Below are 16,731 nucleotides of genomic sequence, written 5' to 3' on the forward strand. Positions count from 1 at the left end.
CGTGATCAGCTCGTCCCTACGGTGTGGTGCAGACCACTCGTGCACCCGCACACCGAGGAGATCGCCATGTCCCGCACCCGTTCCCGGACCGCTTGCACCGCGGCGGCCGCAGGTGTCCTCGCGCTCACGGCCGCGTGCGGCAGCCCCGGTGCCCCTGGTGGCGGGGCGGGCAGCGGAGGCGGCGCCGGCGAGGACGGGGCCCCGGTCCAGGTGGGCGTGATCACGTCGACGTCCGGGCCGCTCGCCTCGTACGGCGCGCAGTACCTCCAGGGCTTCGAGGCGTGCCTGGACCACCTGACCGACGGCACCGGTGAGGTGGGCGGCCGGCCGGTGGAGGTGATCCAGCGCGACGATGCCGGAGACCCGGCCAAGGCCGTCGCCGAGGCCACCGACCTGATCGGCCAGGGGGTGCAGATCCTGGCCGGCTCGGCGTCCTCCGGCGTCGCGGTCCAGGTCGCGCCGCTGGCGGAGCAGAACGACGTCCTGTTCATCTCCGGCCCGGCGGCGACCGACGCCGTGACCGGGGTCAACGACAACACCTTCCGGTCCGGCCGGCAGACCTACCAGGACGTGCGCACGGCGCAGTCCTTCATCGGCGAGGCGGCCGGCAAGGAGGTGCTCGTCTTCGCCCAGGACAGCGCCTTCGGCCAGGCGAACGTCGCCGCGGTGACCGCCGTCCTGGGCGACGAGGCCGGCGCCACCGTGACGCCGCTGCTCGTCCCGGCCAGCGCGACCGACCTCACCCCCTTCGCCGCGCAGGCCCGGGATGCCGGCGCCGACCTGACCTTCGTCGCCTGGGCCGGGGAGACCGCGCCCGCGATGTGGCAGGCCATGGGCCAGCAGGGCGTGTTCGACGCGACGAACGTCGTCACCGGCCTGGACCTGCGCGCCTCCTACCCCACCTACGGCGAGCAGGCCGCGGACCTCAACTTCCTGTCGCACTTCTTCGCCGAGGCGGTCGACAACGAGATGAGCCAGGCCGTGGCCGAGCGCGTCGAGGCGGCCGGTGGGGAAGTGGACATCTTCACCCCCGACGGCTGCAACGCCGCCCAGATGATCGTGCGCGCGGTCGAGGAGAGCCCCGACGACGTCGCCGGGATGATCTCCGCCCTCGAGGGCTGGAGCTTCGACGGGGTCAAGGGTGAGACGACCATCCGCGCGGAGGACCACGCCCTCCTGCAGCCGATGTTCCAGGCCCGTCTCGAGCAGCAGGGCGGCGAGTTCGTCCCGGTGCTGGTCGACACGCTGGCTCCGGAGGACACCGCTCCTCCGGTCGCCACCTCCTGACGCGGCGAGGGGACCCGGTGTCCACCAGTGCCACCGCGGCACCGGCCGCCCACCCCGCCGGGGGCGCGCCGGTGCTGCAGGTGCGCGGGCTCAGCTGCGCCATCGGCGGGGCGGTGATCGTCGGCGACGTCACCTTCGACGTCGCCCCCGGTGAGTTCGTCGCCGTCATCGGCCCGAACGGCGCGGGCAAGACGTCGCTCTTCAACTTGCTCTCCGGGCTGCTCCCCGTGACCGGCGGCACCGTGACCCTCTCGGGGGCGGACATCACCGGCGCCTCGCCCTCGGCCCGGGCCCGGCGGGGTCTGGGGCGGACGTTCCAGGCGTCATCGGTCTTCGCCGGGCTGAGCGTGCGCGAGAACGTCCGGCTGGCCGCGCAGGCCCGGTTGGGCGGGAGCATGCGCCCCTGGCAGCTGGTGCGGCCGGGCGATGCGGCGCAGGAGATCGCCACGCGCTCGCTGGCGCGGGTCGGGCTGGGCGGCCGCGGCGAGGACCTCGCCGGAGCCCTCTCCCACGGGGACAAGCGCAAGCTCGAGCTGGCCATCCTGCTGGCCACGGACCCCGCTGTCGTCCTGCTCGACGAGCCGATGGCCGGGGTGAGCATCGAGGACGTCGCCGGGCTGACCGAGGTGATCGCCTCGGTGCACCGGGAGGAGGGCAAGACGGTGCTGATGGTCGAGCACCACATGGACGTGCTGCTGGGCCTGGCCGACAGGGTCGCGGTCATGCACCACGGCAAGCTCCTGGCGCTGGACACCCCGGAGCGCGTGACCAGCGACCCGGCCGTGCAGCAGGCCTACCTGGGCGAGTCGCTGTGAGCGGGCAGGCGCCGCCGCTGCTCCGTATGTCCGGCGTCCACGTCCGGCTGTCGGGCAGCCACATCCTGCAGGGTGTGGACCTCACCGTCCGCCGCGGCGGGGTGACGGCCCTGCTCGGGCGCAACGGTGCGGGCAAGACAACGACGGTGAAGGCGGTGCTCGGGCTGGTCCCGTCCTCGGGGACCATCGAGTTCACCGGCGGGAACGGCCGGACCGAACGGATCGACGGGCGGCGGACGCACGAGATCGTCCGCCGCGGGATCGGTTACGCCCCCGAGGACCGGGAGGTCTTCGCCGGCCTGACGGTGGCGGAGAACCTGACGCTGGCCGAGCGACGCGACTCCGACCACCACCACGACCGGGTCTACGAGCTCTTCCCCGAGCTCCGGAAGCGCAGCCGGCAGCTCGCCGGGACGCTCTCCGGCGGTCAGCAGCAGATGGTCGCCATCGCGCGTCTGCTGCTCAACGACAACCAGCTGCTGCTCATCGACGAGCCGACCAAGGGACTGGCGCCGTTGCTGGTGGCCGAGGTCGCCGACGTGCTGGCCCGCGCGGCCGAGGAGGTGACGATCCTGCTCGTCGAGCAGAACCTGACCGTCGTCCAGCGGATGGCGCGCGACGCCGTCGTCGTCGACCAGGGGCGGGTGGCCTGGTCGGGGCCGGCCGCCGACCTGCTGGGCGATGCCGACCGGACCCGCGAGCTGCTCGGCGTGGCCGCCAGCGGGGGAGGGCACCGGTGACCACCTTCGTCCTGCTGGCCATCACGGGGCTGGGCCTGGCAGCGCTCTACTTCCTGGTCGCCTCCGGGCTCTCGCTGATCTTCGGCCTCATGGACGTGCTGAACTTCGCCCACGGCGCGTTCCTCACGATCGGCGCCTACGGGACGTGGTGGGCGGCCGGCAACCTGCCCGGTGCCGGCTCCACGGGCTGGGGTTTCGTCCTCGCCGTGGTCTTCGGGGTCGGGGTCGGCACCCTGGTCGCGGCCCTGATCGAGCTGCTGCTCATCCGGCCGCTGTACCAGCGGCACATCGAGCAGGTCCTCGTCACCGTGGGTCTCAGCCTCGCGCTGGTGGCCCTCGTGCGGGCGGTCTGGGGCTCCGACCCCCGGCCGTTCCCGCGCCCGGAGTGGGCGCAGGGCACCACATCGGTCCTGGGCGCCAACGTGCCCAACGACCGGTTCCTGCTCATCGCCAGCGCGGTGGTGGTCCTGGTGTCCGTGCTCGCGTTCCTCCGCTTCACCCGCGTCGGTCTGATCATCCGGGCCGGGGTGGAGAACCGGACCATGGTGACGGCGCTGGGCATCGACGTCCGCAAGGCGTTCACCCTCGTCTTCGCGATCGGAGGGGCCTTCGCGGCCCTCGCCGGGGCGCTCGGCGGCATCTACCTGGGGTCCATCTCCCCCGGGCAGGGCACCTCCCTGCTGATCTTCGCCTTCATCGTGGTGGTCATCGGCGGCATGAGCTCGATCACCGGCACGGCCGCCGCCGCGGTGCTGGTCGGCCTGGTGCAGCAGTTCGCGAACTACTACGCCGCGAGCGGGGTGGGTGACCTGTCGGTGGTGCTGCTGCTGGCGGTGGTCCTCCTGGCCCGTCCCAGCGGCCTGACGGCGAGGTTGGCGTGAAGGACGGGGCCGTGAACCGGAAGAACGCGCGGCGGCTCGCGCCGCTGGTGGTGCTGGTAGTCCTGGCGCTGCTGCCCTACTCGACCCTGGACCTGCCGGGGATCTTCGACGGGGTCCTCAACAGCCCCGGCACGCTGCAGCTGCTGGCGCTGTGCCTGGTGTTCGGCGGGGTCGCGCTCTCGTTCGACCTGCTCTTCGGCTTCACCGGGCTGCTCTCGTTCGGGCACGCCCTCTACTTCGCGGCCGGCACGTACGGGGCCAACCTGCTGCTGACCGAGCTCGGCTGGGGGCTGGGTGCGGCGGTCGCGGCGACGACCGTGCTCGGCATCGTGCTCCCGCTGGTGATCGGCAGCGTGGCGCTGCGGGTCTCCGGCATCGCCTTCTCCATGGTCACCCTGGCGACCGCGCAGGTCGGGTCGATCATCGTGCTGCAGGACCCGGGTGGGCTCACCGGCGGCGAGGAGGGGCTGGCGGTCGACCGCACCCCGATCCCCGACGCGTTCGTCGGCGTCTTCAACACCGTGAACAAGTACTGGCTGGCGCTGGCCTACCTGGTGCTGGTGTACGCGGTGGTCACCTGGGTGACCCGATCCCGGGCCGGGCGGGTCTGGCAGGCGATCAGGGAGAACGAGCGCCGAGTGGAGGTGCTGGGCCTGCGGCCGTACCGCTTCAAGCTGCTGGTGTTCGTGCTGGCCGGGCTGCTGGCCACTCTCGGCGGCATCGTGCACCTGCTGCTGCTGGGCGGTTCCACGCCCCGGGTGACCACCGCCGACTTCACCATCGGTCTGCTGGTCATGGTGGTGCTCGGCGGCGCCGGCAGCCGGTGGGGCGCGGTGCTCGGCGGCGTGCTCTACACCTACTTGGACAGCCGGCTGACCGCCCTGGCCGCCTCCCCGGCGGTCCAGGACCTCCCCGCCTGGCTGCGGGTGCCGTTGTCCGAACCCCTGTTCATCCTCGGGACCCTCTTCGTCCTCGTCGTCCTCTTCGTGCCCGGCGGCATCGCCGGGCTGGTGGACCGGCTGGGCGCGCGACGCCGCGGCCGCCGCCGCGAGGCCGAGGACCCGCCGCCCGGCCGGGCGGTGGAGCGGCTGCGGGACGAGATCGGTGCCGGGGTCGGCGGGAGCCGACCCCACGACGGGGTCTGATCGAGGACCGACTCTCCCGACGCCTCGGACCAGGAACCCCCTGCCCGACGGGCGGGTGCTCCGCTACGCCAGCAACCGGTCGCAGACGTCGATCAGCCGCTGCCGCAGGACGGCTCCCCGGGCGGCGAACCCGCGCTGCCCGGCCACGTACTCGGCCTTCCCCTGTGGCGTCTCGATCGGGACGGGCGGATAGCCGTGGTCGCGCAGGTCGTACGGCGAGGCCCGCATGTCCAGCTCCCGGATCGCAACGGCCAGCTCGAAGCAGTCGACGACCAGTTCGCCCGGGGTGGCGGGGCTGAGCTTGTAGGCCCACTTGTAGAGATCCATGCCGGCGTGCAGGCAGCCCGGTTGCTCGAGCTGCGGCTGGTTCTCGCGGGTGGGCTGCAGCCGGTTGCGCGGCACGGCCGGTGGGGTGAAGAACCGGAAGGCGTCGTAGTGGCTGCACCGCACCGGGTGCGCCTCGACGACGGCGTCGGTGCCCTCCTGGCCGAGGCGGAGGGGGATCGGGTGCCGGGTCCCGCTGTCCCGGTAGACCATCGCCCACTCGTGCAGGCCGAAGCACCCGGTGAAGGTCGGGCGGGCGGCGGTCGCCACGAGCAGCCGCCGGACGAAGCGCACGGTGTCGCCGCGGTCGGCCAGGAAGGCAGCGACATCGAGCCGCACGGTCGCGCCGTCGGTCACGTACCAGCGCCGACCCCCGTGCGGCGCGGGGGCGGCGAGCGCGACGTCCGGGCCGGGGTGCCAGCGGCGGAGCCGGCCGGGCGTCTCGGAGTAGTAGGTGAACAGGAAGTCCAGCACGGGGTGGGTATCGCCCCGGAGGCGGCGGTCGCGGTGGGGGACAGCCCACCGGTCCACGCGTTCCTCGTGCGAAGCGGCCCGCGCCTGCCACTCCTCGACCGGCAGGACCGGCAGCTGGGCGAGGGTCGGCTGCACCTGCCCAGGGTAGGGCTCGGTCAGCCGGGGCCGACGTGGGTCAGCCGGTGCAGGCGGAGGGCCAGCTGGACCTCCAGAGCGCGGGCCGGGGAGGACCACTCGCGACCGAGCAGCCGGCCGATCCGGTCCAGGCGCTGGGTGACGGTGTTGACGTGCACCTGCAGGCTCTCCGCCGCCCGTGCTGGTGAGCCGCCCGCCGCGAAGAACGCCTCCAGGGTTCCTTCCAGGTCCGTGCCGCGCTTCGCGTCGTACTCGAGCACGGGGGCCAGCGTCGCCCGCACGAAGGCGGGCACGTCGCGCCCCTCACCGACCAGCAGGCCGAAGAAGCCCAGCTCGTCCGCGCTCGCGGAGTCCCCCGCGCGGCCGAGCGCCACCAGGGTCGCCGCGCAGCGCGCCGCCTCCGCGTGCGCCGCGGCCACGGCACCAGGGCCGACGGCCGGTCCGGCGGCGCCGACGGTGACCGCGCCGGCACCGGCGGCCCCGAGCTCCCGATGGACGACGGCGGCCGCGGGACCGGGATCCTGGCCGGGCAGGCAGAGGACGACGCAGCCACCGTGCAGGCCGGCGAGCCCGCCCCGGGTCGCCGCCAGGTGGGCCGCGGTGGCCAGGGCCCGCGGCCGGCACCGCGCCTCGACCCGGGCGACGACGACGGCGTGCGCGCGGTCCAGATCCGCACCCAGCCTGCGGGCGCGCTCCCGCAGCCCGTCGGGATCACGGAGACCGGGGTTCAGGAGCTCCTCGAGCAGCTCCCCGCGCACCCGGTTCTCCGCCTCGCCCGCCGTCCGGCGGATGAGCAGCAGCAGGGCGGTGACGAGCGCGGCGCGCTCCAGGATGCGCTGGTCGGAGTCGGCCAGCTCCTCCTCGCGGTGCAGCACCAGCCCGCCCAGCAGCTCGCTGTCCACCGTCACGGCTGCGGTCCACCAGGTGCCGTCCTGCACCGTCCGTCCGGTGGCGCGGGCCAGGGTGAGCGCTCCGGCGGGGTCGGGCGGTAGCGCGGTCGCCGAATCGGCACCGGGTGAGGCGGCCCGGCCTTCCTCGTCGAGCACGGTGATGCTGCCCCCGAGGGCCTCCGTCACCGCCGCGGCGACGTCCTCCACCCCGCCGCCGCGCAGGACCACGTCGATGAAGCGGTCGTGGGCGCCGGCCGCCCGCTCCACCGACGCTGTGTGGGCGCGCAGCCGCCGGGTGGCCGCGGACAGCTCGTCCAGCGCCGCCCGGGTCTCCTCGAGGAGCCGGGCGTTGTCCAGGGCGATCGCGGCATGGGCGGCCAGCGACCCCAGGAGGGACACCTGCGACCGGTCGAAGGTGCGCTCGGCGCGGTCGGCGGCGAACAGGACGCCGACGACCTGGGCGCCGCGGACGAGAGGCACCCCGAGGATCGCGACGAGCCCCTCGTCGTGGACGCCGTCGTTGATCTCGGTGGTGTGCCGGAACCGCGGGTCGGTGAAGTAGCTCGACGTCGCGTACGGCGCGGCGGTCTGGGCGACGAGCCCACCCAGCCCGACCCCCATGGGCAACCGCAGGCCCTGGAACCGGGCCGAGACCGAGCCGTCGGTGACCCGCATGTAGGTGTCCCCACGCAGGGGGTCGTTCAGGGTCAGGTAGGAGACGTCGCTGCCCAGCAGCTGCCGGGCGCGCCGGACGATGGCGGTCAGCACGGAGTCGACGCCGCGCAGCGCCGCGAGGTCGTTAGCGGTGTCGAAGAGGGCGGTGAGCTCGGACTCCCGGCGGCGCCGGGCGGCGAAGGCCTCGCGCACCTCGAGCGCCAGCAGCTTGAGCCGCTCGAGCCCGGCCAGCTCGTCGGCGTCCGCCCCAGCCGCCCGTGCCCGGACCAGGGGGCGTTCGTACTCGATCGCCGCGGCATCGCCGAGCAGCAGCTCGAAGTACTCGGCGGCCCACCCCGCGGCCGGACGCGGGGCGCCACCGGTGGGAGGCGGGGCCGCGGGTTGGGACACGACCGGCATTCTGGCCGGTCGGGCGCTCACCGCGCGCTCCACCCGCCGTCCATCACGAGGGAGGTGCCGGTGACCGAGGCCGCGGCGGGCGAGCACAGCCAGGCGACCGCGTCGGCCACCTCCGCGGGCTCGATGAGCCGCTTCACCGCGGCCGGTGCCAGCATCACCTGCTCCACGACCTGGTCCTCGGACAGGCCGTGCGCCTGCGCCTGCGCGGCGATCTGCCCCTCCACCAGCGGGCTCCGCACGTAGGCGGGGTTCACGCAGTTCGACGTGATGCCCCGGGCGGCGCCCTCCAGCGCGATGACCTTGGACAGCCCCTCGAGGCCGTGCTTCGCCGTCACGTAGGCGGCCTTGTAGGGGGAGGCGCGCAACCCGTGGACCGAGCTGATGTTGACGACGCGGCCCCAGCCGCGGTCGTACATGTGCGGGAGGGCACCGCGGACGAGCCGGAAGGGCGCCTCCAGCATGAGCCGCAGGATGTGGGAGAACCGGTCGACCGGGAACTCGTGGACCGGTGCGACGTGCTGCAGACCGGCGTTGTTGACCAGGATGTCCACGGCCAGGTCGAGGCGGTCCACGGCAGCGAGGTCGGACAGGTCGGCCGTGACCGCCGTGCCGCCCACGTCTCCGGCCACGGCCCGGGCGCCCTCGGCGTCGCGGTCGACGACCACGACGTCGGCGCCGTCGGCGGCCAGCCGGACGGCGCAGGCCCGGCCGATCCCCGATGCGCCGCCGGTGATGAGTGCCCGCCGCCCGACCAGGGGACCGTTGACCGCCATGGTGGGAACGCTAGGCCCACGGTGCGACATGCCCCACGGTTGTGGCGCACACAGCAGGCGCCCACCTGGTGGTGCGAGGGCACACTCGCGGCAGGGTCCGCGCCCCGGCTGGAGACTTCCTCAGTCCGACTCGTTGCCCGGGCGGGCGACCGAGTCGTCGCGCTGCGCGTCCTCGTCCGTGGTCAGCTGCACGTCGTCGTCCTGCCGGGCGGGCGTGGAGGCGTCGTCGGCGGTGTCGGGGGACTCCCGGTACCCGGTCGGCTGGGATTCGCTCATCGGCCGTCGTCTCCTGATCGTTCGGTGGGGCCGGGAACCTCGCCGGAGGCGCCGGCCCGGGTGGCGCGGGCGACGTCGCCGTCCGCGCGGGCCGGCAGGTCGTCACCCTGGGCGGCGTCCCGCTCCAGGGCCTGCTCGCGCGTGAGGGGGACGTCGTCGACCGAGGACGTCAGGTCGCTGTTGGCGCCGGTGCCCGACGCGGTCGGTACGTCCTGCTGGATGCGGTCGCTGCCCTGGGGATCGGTCATGCCGGCCTCCTGTCCGTCGGCTGTCCTCCCGCCCATGCCCGGCATCGCCCCCGCGAAACGGCCGAGGCCGCCTCCCGGTGGGGGAGGCGGCCTCGGCTGCGGTGCGGAGCCGGTGTGGACCGGTCGTGGGGCCCAGAGGGTCCCCGACCGGGACATGGGCAACGGCTCCACGTAGACGGGAACGGCTCCTGGCCGCGGTGCCGTCCGGAGGACGGCAGAGTGCTCAGAAGCAGTTCTCGTCGACCTCCATGAGGGCGTTGTCGGTGTTCTCGACGATGGCCCGCTCGGCGGTCAGCTTCGGCAGCACCTGGCCGGCGAAGAACCGGGTGGCGGCCAGCTTGCCCTCGTAGAAGTGGCGGTCCTTCTCGCTGACCTCGCCGGCCAGGGCGGCGAGCGCCACCTCGGACTGGCGGATCAGCAGCCACGCGGTGACCAGGTCGCCCGTGGCCAGCAGCAGCCGGGAGGTGTTCTGCGCGACCTTGTACAGGGAGGTCATGTCCTCCTGCGCGGCGGTCAGGTGGCCGAACATCGCGGTGAGCATGCCCTGGACGTCGGAGAGCGCGGTGCCCAGCAGCGCCCGCTCCTCCTTGAGCCGGCCGTTGCCGACCTCGCCGTCCACCGTCGCCTGGATCTGCCCGGCGAGCCAGGTCAGCGCGACCCCGCCGTCCTTGACGATCTTGCGGAAGAAGAAGTCCTGGCCCTGGATCGCCGTGGTGCCCTCGTAGAGGGTGTCGATCTTGGAGTCGCGGATGTACTGCTCGATCGGGTAGTCCTGCAGGTAGCCGGAGCCGCCGAGGGTCTGCAGCGACTCCTGGGTCAGCAGCTGGGTGGCGCGCTCGGAGCCGAAGCCCTTCACGATCGGCAGCAGCAGGTCGTTGACCCGCTCCGCCAGCTTCGCCTGCTCGCTGTCGGCCTCGCCCGCCGCCGCGGCCTCGGTGACCTGGTCGCGGAAGCTCGCCGCGTACAGGTACAGGGCCCGCATGCCCTCGGCGTAGGACTTCTGCAGCATCAGGGAGCGGCGCACGTCCGGGTGGTGGGTGATCGTGACCCGCGGGGCGTCCTTGGACGTGGCGGTGAGGTCCGCGCCCTGGACCCGGGTCTTCGCGTAGTCCAGCGCCACCTGGTAGCCGGCCGAGAGGGTGGCGATGGCCTTGGCGCCCACGAACATGCGGGCGTGCTCGATGACCTTGAACATCTGCGCGATGCCGTCGTGCACCTCGCCGACCAGCCAGCCCTGCGCCGGGACCGGTCCGTCGCCGAAGGTGAGCTCGCAGGTGGTGGAGACCTTGAGCCCCATCTTCTTCTCGACGTTGGTGACGTAGGCGCCGTTGCGCTCGCCGAGCGCCCCGGTCTCGAGATCGACGTGGAACTTGGGGACGACGAACAGCGACAGCCCCTTGGTGCCGGCCCTCGCGCCCTCGGGGCGAGCCAGGACCAGGTGGATGATGTTGTCGGACAGGTCGTGCTCGGCCGACGTGATGAACCGCTTCACGCCGTGGATGTGCCACGAGCCGTCGGGCTGCTGCACGGCCTTCGTCGTGCCGGCGCCGACGTCGGAGCCCGCGTCGGGCTCGGTGAGCACCATGGTGGCGCCCCACTTGTGCTCGAGCATGAGCTCGGCCAGGCGCTTCTGGTCCGGCGTGCCCAGCTCGTCGAGGATCGCGGCGAACGCGGCGCCCGAGCCGTACATGAAGACCGCCGGGTTGGCGCCGAGGATCATCTCGAAGGCGGCCCAGGTGAGGACGTGCGGAGCGCCGAAGCCGCCGAGGTGCTCGGGCAGGTCGAGGCGGTACCACTCGCCGTCCTCGACGGCCTGGACCGACTTCTTGAACGACTCGGGCAGCGCCACCGAGTTCGTGGCGGGGTCGAACACCGGCGGGTTGCGGTCGGCGTCGACGAAGGAGGCCGCCACGGGTCCCTCCGCCAGCCGGCGCACCTCGCCGAGGATCCCGCGGGCGGTGTCGGCGTCCATCTGCTCGAACGGGCCGGTGCCGAAGCGGTCCTTGGTGTCCAGGAACTCGAACAGGTTGAACTCGAGGTCCCGCAGGTTGGCGGTGTAGTGCGTCATGGCGCTCAGGCTCCCGTGCTCCGGCCGGCGTACGGCGTCGTGCTACTCACGAGTAACAAACGCTATTACTCGCGAGTAGCAACGGCAAGCACCAGGTGCCCGGACACGTTCCGGGCACCGCGTCTGACCCGGAAGGGTCAGCGCTTGCGGCGCCGGGCGCGGAGCACCGCGCCGGCCAGCCACACCAGCAGGCCGCCCAGCGCCGCCGCGACGAGCAGGGCCACCACCAGGGGGCCCTGGACGTCGGTGAAGACGAGGCTGATCTGCACCGACTGGCCGTTGAAGATGACGAACAGCACCAGCACCACGGTGACGAAGATCAGCAGCGCGAGCGCCAACCCCCGCCCGATGGTGCGCCCGGTGTGCCGCTCCCGCGTCGGCGTCGGCGTCGGTTCGGCCCGGCCGGCGGGCTCTGCGGGTCCGGCCGCGCGGTCGCCGGCGGCGGGGGAGCCCAGGCCGACGCTGAGCGGGTCCCGCGCGTCGGCCGGCTCCCGCCCGGGGCCGGTCACCGGGCGTCCGGTTCGGTGTCGGCGGGCGGGTAGGCCGGTCCGGCGATGCCGTCCGCCGGCCCTTCGGTGGCGCCCAGGGAATCGCGGTCCTCGCCGGGCGCCTTCTCCGCGCCGAGCGGCTCGGCCTCGCGGTCGGCACCCGCGTTGTTCGCATCCGGCATGGTCATGGGCCGGTTCTGCCCCTGAGCGGGCGGGTGGAAACCACTCGCCACTGCCCCGCCCGCGCGTGCGCGGCACGGGTGCCCGTTCAGTCCGCCAGCGCGGGACCCGCCTCGTGGGCGGGGTGGCCGGCGGTGCGCTCGCGCTGCTTCATCCGGGCCTCGAACACGTGCCGGTCACCTCCGGCGAGCTCCTCCCGGGCGCGAGCGTCGAACGCGCGGAAGGCGCCCCAGTAGTTCTCGTCGAAGTCCTCGACGATCTGGAAGGTCCACCGGTCGGCGATGACGTTGCGGCCGACGAGGTCGCGGTCGAGGTCCTCGGCGAGGCGGGTCGCGCCGGCCCTGCCGAACAGCTCGACGGACTCCTGCAGCAGCCGGTCGGCCTTGCCGGTCAGCTGGTGGAACGCGTACAGGAAGCCGCGTGCCTGGTCGACGGTCTCCAGGGCCTCGGACAGCTTGCCGAGCGCCTCCACCGTCGTGTCGTCGAGGTCGGGCCGGGTGCGGTCGGTGCTCACCCGCCCATCCTGCGGTCAGGCGCGGGCGACCGCGATCTCGATCAGCCGCTCGGCCAGCTGCCGGCCGTGGGCGGCGGGGCCGTCGGGCCCCAGGAGACCGCCGGAGAGGTACATGCCGTCGATGATCAGGTGGATCTGCGCGGCGAGGTCCTCCCCGTCGCCCGGCACGATCTCGTCGGCCAGCCGCTCCAGGCGGGCGTGCAGCTCGAACTTGTAGTCGGCCGCCGCGCTGCGGGCGGGGTGCTGCGGGTCGTCGTACTCGCTGCTGACGTTGGTGAACGGGCAGCCGCGGAACCCGGTGCGGGTGACGTCGCGCTCGACGGCGTCGACGACCGAGAGCAGTGCCGCGCGGGGATCGCCCTCCAGCCGGTCCAGCTCGGCGTCGATGAAGGCCAGCACGGTGGCTGCCTTGCGGCTGAGGTATGCCCCGACGAGGTCGTCCTTGCTCTTGAAGAGCCGGTAGACCGTCATCTTGCCCAGGCCCGTCTCGCGGACCAGCTCGTCCATGCCCACGCTGCGGGAGCTGCGGCCGGCGAAGAGGCGCTCGGCGGTGTCCAGCACGATCGTCTGCCGCTCCGCGCGGCTGCGGCGAACCGGTGCCGAGGCGTCGTCGGCGGCGGTGAGGGGCAGGGCGGCGGTCACGTCTGCGATGGTGCCCCAGGACGTGACGGAGCAGTTCGCGGCACGCCGACCCTGATCGCTCTGGGTGACGAGGGGCGCCCGGGTTTCCCGTGGCACCGGGGAGCGGTGGTGCCGGTGTGACGCAGTAGCGTCACCGACGGTGAGCGCGGCGGCTCAGTTCCGGCGGGTGCGACGCGGGTTGGCCAGCAGCCGGGCGACGGCCCGCGCCGAGGACTCGGCAGAGTCGGTCCGCGATCGGTCGGCCGACTCGTCGGTGGTCCGGGTGTGCAGCACGTTGTCCTCCATGCGCCGTTGCGTGCCCGTGCCCTCGCTGCGGGAAACCGGCACGCGGCCCACCGGGGTGAGACGTCGCTCACCCCGTGGACCGGTCAGAGCGCCGGTCAGGTGTCGGGGGTGTCGGCGCCCCCGCTCGCGGCGTCGCTGCGGCCCTCGGCCGGCTCCTCGGGGTGCGGCGTCCGGCCGCTGCCCGCCTGCTCGCCGGCCGGGTCGCCCTCGGCGCGCTCGGCGCTGTGCGGCGTGCGCTGGGATTCGCTCATCGCGGGTCCTCCTCGGATCGGGTCGGGGAGCGGTGTGCCCGGTCCGCCGGCGGGGAAACCGCGGGCCCGCCGACCGGGGTGGCCGGGGGCACGCGGAGCAGCAGCTCGCGCACGGCGTCGTGGTCGGGGAGGGCGCCGCGCGCGCCGGGACCGGTGGTGGAGGACGCGGCCGCCGCGACGGCGTGCCGGACGGCGTCGGGGAGGCCGGCGCCGTCGGCCAGCGCCTGCCCGAGGGCGCCGCAGAAGCAGTCACCGGCACCGGTCGTGTCGACCGGTGTCACCGGGGGCGGCGCCTGCAGCAGCGCCGGCCCCTCCGCGGGCACGACGAGGGCGCCACGCGCGCCGAGGGTGACCACGACGGCGCCCGCCGTCACCCGGCGGGCCAGCCCCGCGAGCTCGGCGGGCGAGCGCTCACCGGGTTCGGCACCGGCCAGCTGCACCAGCTCGTGCTCGTTCGGGACGAGCACGTCGACCCGCTCCAGCAGGGCGGCCGGCAGCGGCACCGGGGGAGCCGGGGTCAGCACGACGGTGCCGGTCGCCGTCCGGGCCGCCGCCTCGACCGCCGGCAGCGGCACCTCCAGCTGCAGGAGCACCACGCGGGCCGACCGCACCGACGGCACGTCGACGTCGGCGGGGCTCAGCTCGGCGTTGGCCCCGGGCACGACCACGATCAGGTTCTCTCCGCTGCCCTGCTCCACCGGGATGGTCGCGGTGCCGGTGGGCGTGCCGATCGTGCGCAGCACCCGGCTCACGTTGACCCGGGAGGAGGCGAGCGCGGCCAGCTGCCGGTCGCCGGCCGGGTCGTCGCCCACCCGGCCCACCATGTGCACGCCGCCGCCGAGGATCCCCGCCGCCGCGGCCTGGTTGGCGCCCTTCCCGCCCGGGGCGAGCGCGGCGGCCCGGGCGACGACCGTCTCGCCGCGGCGCGGCAGCCGGTCGACGGAGACCAGCACGTCCTCGTTCAGGCTGCCGACGACGGTGACGGACACGCAGGACCTCCGGAGGGCTGGGCGAGGGGTACCGGACGGCCGTTTCCCGCGGCCGGCGCGACGGTACCGGGAGGACGACGAGCGGAGGAACCATGGCGAGCGACGACCCCGACACGATCCGGCGGGAGTTCGACGAGGCGGTGAACATGACCGCGGCCGAGCTGGAGCGGTGGCTGGCGAGCGAGGAGTCACAGGCCGTGGGGCAGAAGGACGGCGACGGCGAGTCCACCGGCCACGCCTCGGGCCGGCGCATCGTGGACCTGCTGCGCACGAAGAAGGACGACCTGACCGACGACGACCTCGCCCACATGCGGAAGGTCCACGGCTACGTGCAGCGGCACCTGGCCCAGGAGCCGGCGAAGGAGGACGTCGAGACGTCGAAGTGGCGGTACTCGCTGATGAACTGGGGCCACGACCCGCTCAAGAAGGGCTAGCCCTCCGTGCGATCCACCCCGCTGACCCGCAACGACCCCGCCCAGTACGACGAGCTCGCCGACCAGTGGTGGCAGCCCTCCGGAGGCTTCGCCGCGCTGCACTGGCTCGCTGCCTCCCGGGCCGAGCACATCCCACCGGCGAGCGGCCCGGGGGCGCTGCTGGTCGACCTCGCCTGCGGTGGGGGGCTGATGGCCCCGCACGCCGCCCGGCTCGGGTACCGGCACGTGGGGGTGGACCTCGGGCTGGAGGGGCTGCGGACCGCGCGGGCGCACGGGGTGCTGCCGGTGCGCGGCTCGGTGCTCGCCGTCCCCCTGGCCGACGGCTGCGCGGACGTCGTCGTCGCCGGCGAGATCCTCGAGCACGTCGAGGACGACGTCGCGGTGCTGGCCGAGTGCGCCCGCCTGCTGCGGCCCGGGGGCGTCCTGGTGGTCGATGCGCTGGCCGCGACGCGGATCGGCCGGTTCCTCATGGTGACCGTGGCCGAGCGGCTCCCCGGCGGCCCGCCGCCCGGCATCCACGACCCGGCGCTCTTCGTCGATCGCGCCCGGCTGCTGACCGCGGCCGACCGGGTGGGGCTCGAGCTGCGCCTGGTCGGCCTGCGGCCGTCGCTGCGCGACGCGGTCGCCTGGCGGCTGGGGCGCCGGGGCTCGGTGCGCATGAAGCCGATCCGCTCCACGGCCGTCGTCTTCGCCGGGTACGGCCGGAAGCGGTGAGCGGGCGACGTGACGGCGGCGCACGTACCGTCGAAACCATGATCCCGAGCAGGTCAGCCGTGGGGCCGCGATCGTGACCGCCGCCGTCCTCACCGGGGCGGGTAGCGCGCTGCCCACCACCCTGGACCAGGAGGCCGCCTGGGACGGGTTCTTCGGCACGCACTACGAGGGGGTGCGCGCCGCCCGCCGGATCTTCCTCGGGGCCGGCGTGCGCCGCCGGCACGCGGTGGCCAACCCCGTGGACGAGGACCTCAGCGGCTGGAGCACCGGGGCGCGGATGGCGCGGTACGTCCAGGAGGCCCTCCCGCTGGGCAAGCAGGCCGTCGCCGGGGCGCTGGACTCCGCCGGGCTGGCGCCCGGTGAGGTCGGGCTCTTCGCCGTCGCCACCTGCACCGGCTACGCGACGCCGGGGCTGGACATCCGCCTGGCCAGCGACCTCGGCATGCCGGCCGGCCTGCAGCGGCTGCTGGTCGGCCACATGGGCTGCTACGCGGCGATCCCTGGCCTGGCGGCCGTCGGCGACTTCGTCACCGCGCGGTCCCGGCCGGCGGTGCTGCTGTGCTGCGAGCTGACCAGCCTGCACGTGCAGCCGGCCCAGGCCGACCTCGAGCAGGTCGTCGCGCACGCGCTGTTCTCCGATGCCGCGGCGGCCGTGGTCGTGGAACCCGGCGCCGGGCGCGGGCGCCGGCTCGCCGGGGTCGTCGCGCGCACCGACGCCTCGACCGCCGACCACATGACCTGGGACGTCACCGACCTGGGCTTCCGCATGGGGCTGTCCCCGCGGGTGCCCGACGTGCTGGCGCGGCACGTGGGGAACGTCGTCGACGAGCTGCTCGCCGGAGCGGGTCTGCGCCCCGAGGACGTCGCGGGCTGGGCCGTGCACCCCGGGGGGCCCCGCATCATCGACGTCGTCCGCGACGAGCTGGGTTTGCGCGAGGAGCAGGTCGCGGCCTCGCGCCGGGTGCTGGCCGAGCACGGCAACTGCTCCTCGGCCACCGTCCTGCTGGTGCTGCAGGAGCTGGCCGACGTCGACGGGCCGGTCGTGGCCATGGCGTTCGGGCCGGGGCTGACCCTCTACGCGGTGCTGTTGCTGCCCGCGTGACC

At 74.2% G+C, this 16,731-nt stretch carries 21 protein-coding genes; 8 read left to right on the top strand and 13 right to left on the bottom strand.

The features are described 5' to 3' along the window. The first annotated feature begins 66 nt into the window (after nucleotides 1-66). From ACI8AG_RS15850 to ACI8AG_RS15870, 5 genes are read left to right on the top strand one after another with little or no spacing between them, the layout of a single operon-like run. Nucleotides 67-1,287: a substrate-binding domain-containing protein gene (locus ACI8AG_RS15850; RefSeq protein ID WP_456597804.1), complete on the top strand. Its 1,221-nt coding sequence runs from the start codon at nucleotides 67-69 to the stop codon at nucleotides 1,285-1,287. A 17-nt stretch (nucleotides 1,288-1,304) separates the two neighbouring features. Continuing rightward, the gene (locus ACI8AG_RS15855) at nucleotides 1,305-2,102 is read left to right on the top strand and encodes an ABC transporter ATP-binding protein (RefSeq protein ID WP_456597805.1); all 798 of its coding nucleotides are present in this window, start codon (nucleotides 1,305-1,307) and stop codon (nucleotides 2,100-2,102) included. After that, nucleotides 2,099-2,842: an ABC transporter ATP-binding protein gene (locus ACI8AG_RS15860; protein ID WP_456590102.1), complete on the top strand. Its 744-nt coding sequence runs from the start codon at nucleotides 2,099-2,101 to the stop codon at nucleotides 2,840-2,842. The genes ACI8AG_RS15855 and ACI8AG_RS15860 overlap by 4 nt, the downstream gene beginning before the upstream one ends. After that, nucleotides 2,839-3,723, top strand: a complete 885-nt coding sequence (locus ACI8AG_RS15865) for a branched-chain amino acid ABC transporter permease (protein WP_456590103.1) — start codon at nucleotides 2,839-2,841, stop codon at nucleotides 3,721-3,723. Before ACI8AG_RS15860 ends, ACI8AG_RS15865 begins: the two co-directional genes overlap by 4 nt. An 11-nt stretch (nucleotides 3,724-3,734) precedes the next feature. Continuing rightward, nucleotides 3,735-4,868, top strand: a complete 1,134-nt coding sequence (locus tag ACI8AG_RS15870) for a branched-chain amino acid ABC transporter permease (protein WP_456590104.1) — start codon at nucleotides 3,735-3,737, stop codon at nucleotides 4,866-4,868. A gap of 63 nt (nucleotides 4,869-4,931) precedes the next feature. Here the strand turns inward: ACI8AG_RS15870 and ACI8AG_RS15875 are convergent, their stop codons facing one another. The 13 genes from ACI8AG_RS15875 to ACI8AG_RS15935 all read right to left on the bottom strand — a co-directional run bounded on the left by ACI8AG_RS15875 (nucleotide 4,932) and on the right by ACI8AG_RS15935 (nucleotide 14,479). Next, nucleotides 4,932-5,801, bottom strand: a complete 870-nt coding sequence (locus ACI8AG_RS15875; RefSeq protein WP_456597806.1) for a 3-methyladenine DNA glycosylase — start codon at nucleotides 5,799-5,801, stop codon at nucleotides 4,932-4,934. A gap of 20 nt (nucleotides 5,802-5,821) precedes the next feature. Beyond that, nucleotides 5,822-7,765: a helix-turn-helix domain-containing protein gene (locus ACI8AG_RS15880; RefSeq protein ID WP_456597832.1), complete on the bottom strand. Its 1,944-nt coding sequence runs from the start codon at nucleotides 7,763-7,765 to the stop codon at nucleotides 5,822-5,824. A gap of 17 nt (nucleotides 7,766-7,782) precedes the next feature. Beyond that, nucleotides 7,783-8,538, bottom strand: a complete 756-nt coding sequence (locus ACI8AG_RS15885; RefSeq protein WP_456597807.1) for a 3-hydroxybutyrate dehydrogenase — start codon at nucleotides 8,536-8,538, stop codon at nucleotides 7,783-7,785. Between the two features lie 120 nt (nucleotides 8,539-8,658). Further along, on the bottom strand, nucleotides 8,659-8,814 hold the full coding sequence (locus ACI8AG_RS15890) for a hypothetical protein (RefSeq protein ID WP_456590107.1): 156 nt from the start codon (nucleotides 8,812-8,814) through the stop codon (nucleotides 8,659-8,661). Beyond that, complete coding sequence (locus ACI8AG_RS15895; RefSeq protein ID WP_456597808.1) at nucleotides 8,811-9,062, bottom strand: hypothetical protein; 252 nt, start codon at nucleotides 9,060-9,062, stop codon at nucleotides 8,811-8,813. The genes ACI8AG_RS15890 and ACI8AG_RS15895 overlap by 4 nt, the downstream gene beginning before the upstream one ends. A gap of 223 nt (nucleotides 9,063-9,285) precedes the next feature. After that, nucleotides 9,286-11,130, bottom strand: a complete 1,845-nt coding sequence (locus ACI8AG_RS15900) for an acyl-CoA dehydrogenase (protein ID WP_456597809.1) — start codon at nucleotides 11,128-11,130, stop codon at nucleotides 9,286-9,288. Nucleotides 11,131-11,267: 137 nt separating this feature from the next. Continuing rightward, on the bottom strand, nucleotides 11,268-11,639 hold the full coding sequence (locus ACI8AG_RS15905) for a lipopolysaccharide assembly protein LapA domain-containing protein (RefSeq protein ID WP_456597810.1): 372 nt from the start codon (nucleotides 11,637-11,639) through the stop codon (nucleotides 11,268-11,270). Next, nucleotides 11,636-11,806: a hypothetical protein gene (locus tag ACI8AG_RS15910; RefSeq protein WP_456590111.1), complete on the bottom strand. Its 171-nt coding sequence runs from the start codon at nucleotides 11,804-11,806 to the stop codon at nucleotides 11,636-11,638. The genes ACI8AG_RS15905 and ACI8AG_RS15910 overlap by 4 nt, the downstream gene beginning before the upstream one ends. A gap of 80 nt (nucleotides 11,807-11,886) precedes the next feature. After that, entirely contained in the window at nucleotides 11,887-12,312 is a 426-nt protein-coding gene (locus ACI8AG_RS15915; RefSeq protein WP_456590112.1) for a hypothetical protein, read from the bottom strand. Between the two features lie 15 nt (nucleotides 12,313-12,327). Continuing rightward, a complete protein-coding gene (locus ACI8AG_RS15920) occupies nucleotides 12,328-12,954 on the bottom strand; it encodes a TetR/AcrR family transcriptional regulator (RefSeq protein WP_456597811.1) in 627 nt (208 codons plus the stop codon). A 153-nt stretch (nucleotides 12,955-13,107) separates the two neighbouring features. Continuing rightward, a complete protein-coding gene (locus ACI8AG_RS15925) occupies nucleotides 13,108-13,281 on the bottom strand; it encodes a hypothetical protein (protein ID WP_456597812.1) in 174 nt (57 codons plus the stop codon). A gap of 53 nt (nucleotides 13,282-13,334) precedes the next feature. Next, nucleotides 13,335-13,490 (bottom strand): hypothetical protein, encoded by a 156-nt coding sequence (locus tag ACI8AG_RS15930; RefSeq protein WP_456590115.1) that lies wholly within the window; start codon nucleotides 13,488-13,490, stop codon nucleotides 13,335-13,337. Beyond that, on the bottom strand, nucleotides 13,487-14,479 hold the full coding sequence (locus tag ACI8AG_RS15935) for a ribokinase (RefSeq protein WP_456590116.1): 993 nt from the start codon (nucleotides 14,477-14,479) through the stop codon (nucleotides 13,487-13,489). The genes ACI8AG_RS15930 and ACI8AG_RS15935 overlap by 4 nt, the downstream gene beginning before the upstream one ends. Nucleotides 14,480-14,571: 92 nt before the next feature. Here ACI8AG_RS15935 and ACI8AG_RS15940 point away from each other — a divergent pair, with 92 nt between their 5' ends. The 3 genes from ACI8AG_RS15940 (at nucleotide 14,572) to ACI8AG_RS15950 (ending at nucleotide 16,729) form a co-directional block, all read left to right on the top strand. Beyond that, nucleotides 14,572-14,913, top strand: a complete 342-nt coding sequence (locus ACI8AG_RS15940; RefSeq protein WP_456597813.1) for a DUF3140 domain-containing protein — start codon at nucleotides 14,572-14,574, stop codon at nucleotides 14,911-14,913. 6 nt (nucleotides 14,914-14,919) lie between these two features. Further along, entirely contained in the window at nucleotides 14,920-15,627 is a 708-nt protein-coding gene (locus ACI8AG_RS15945; protein WP_456597814.1) for a methyltransferase domain-containing protein, read from the top strand. 73 nt (nucleotides 15,628-15,700) lie between these two features. Then, a complete protein-coding gene (locus ACI8AG_RS15950; protein ID WP_456597815.1) occupies nucleotides 15,701-16,729 on the top strand; it encodes a type III polyketide synthase in 1,029 nt (342 codons plus the stop codon). Nucleotides 16,730-16,731: the final 2 nt, after the last annotated feature.

The sequence above is a fragment of the Blastococcus sp. SYSU DS0552 genome, assembly GCF_054050815.1.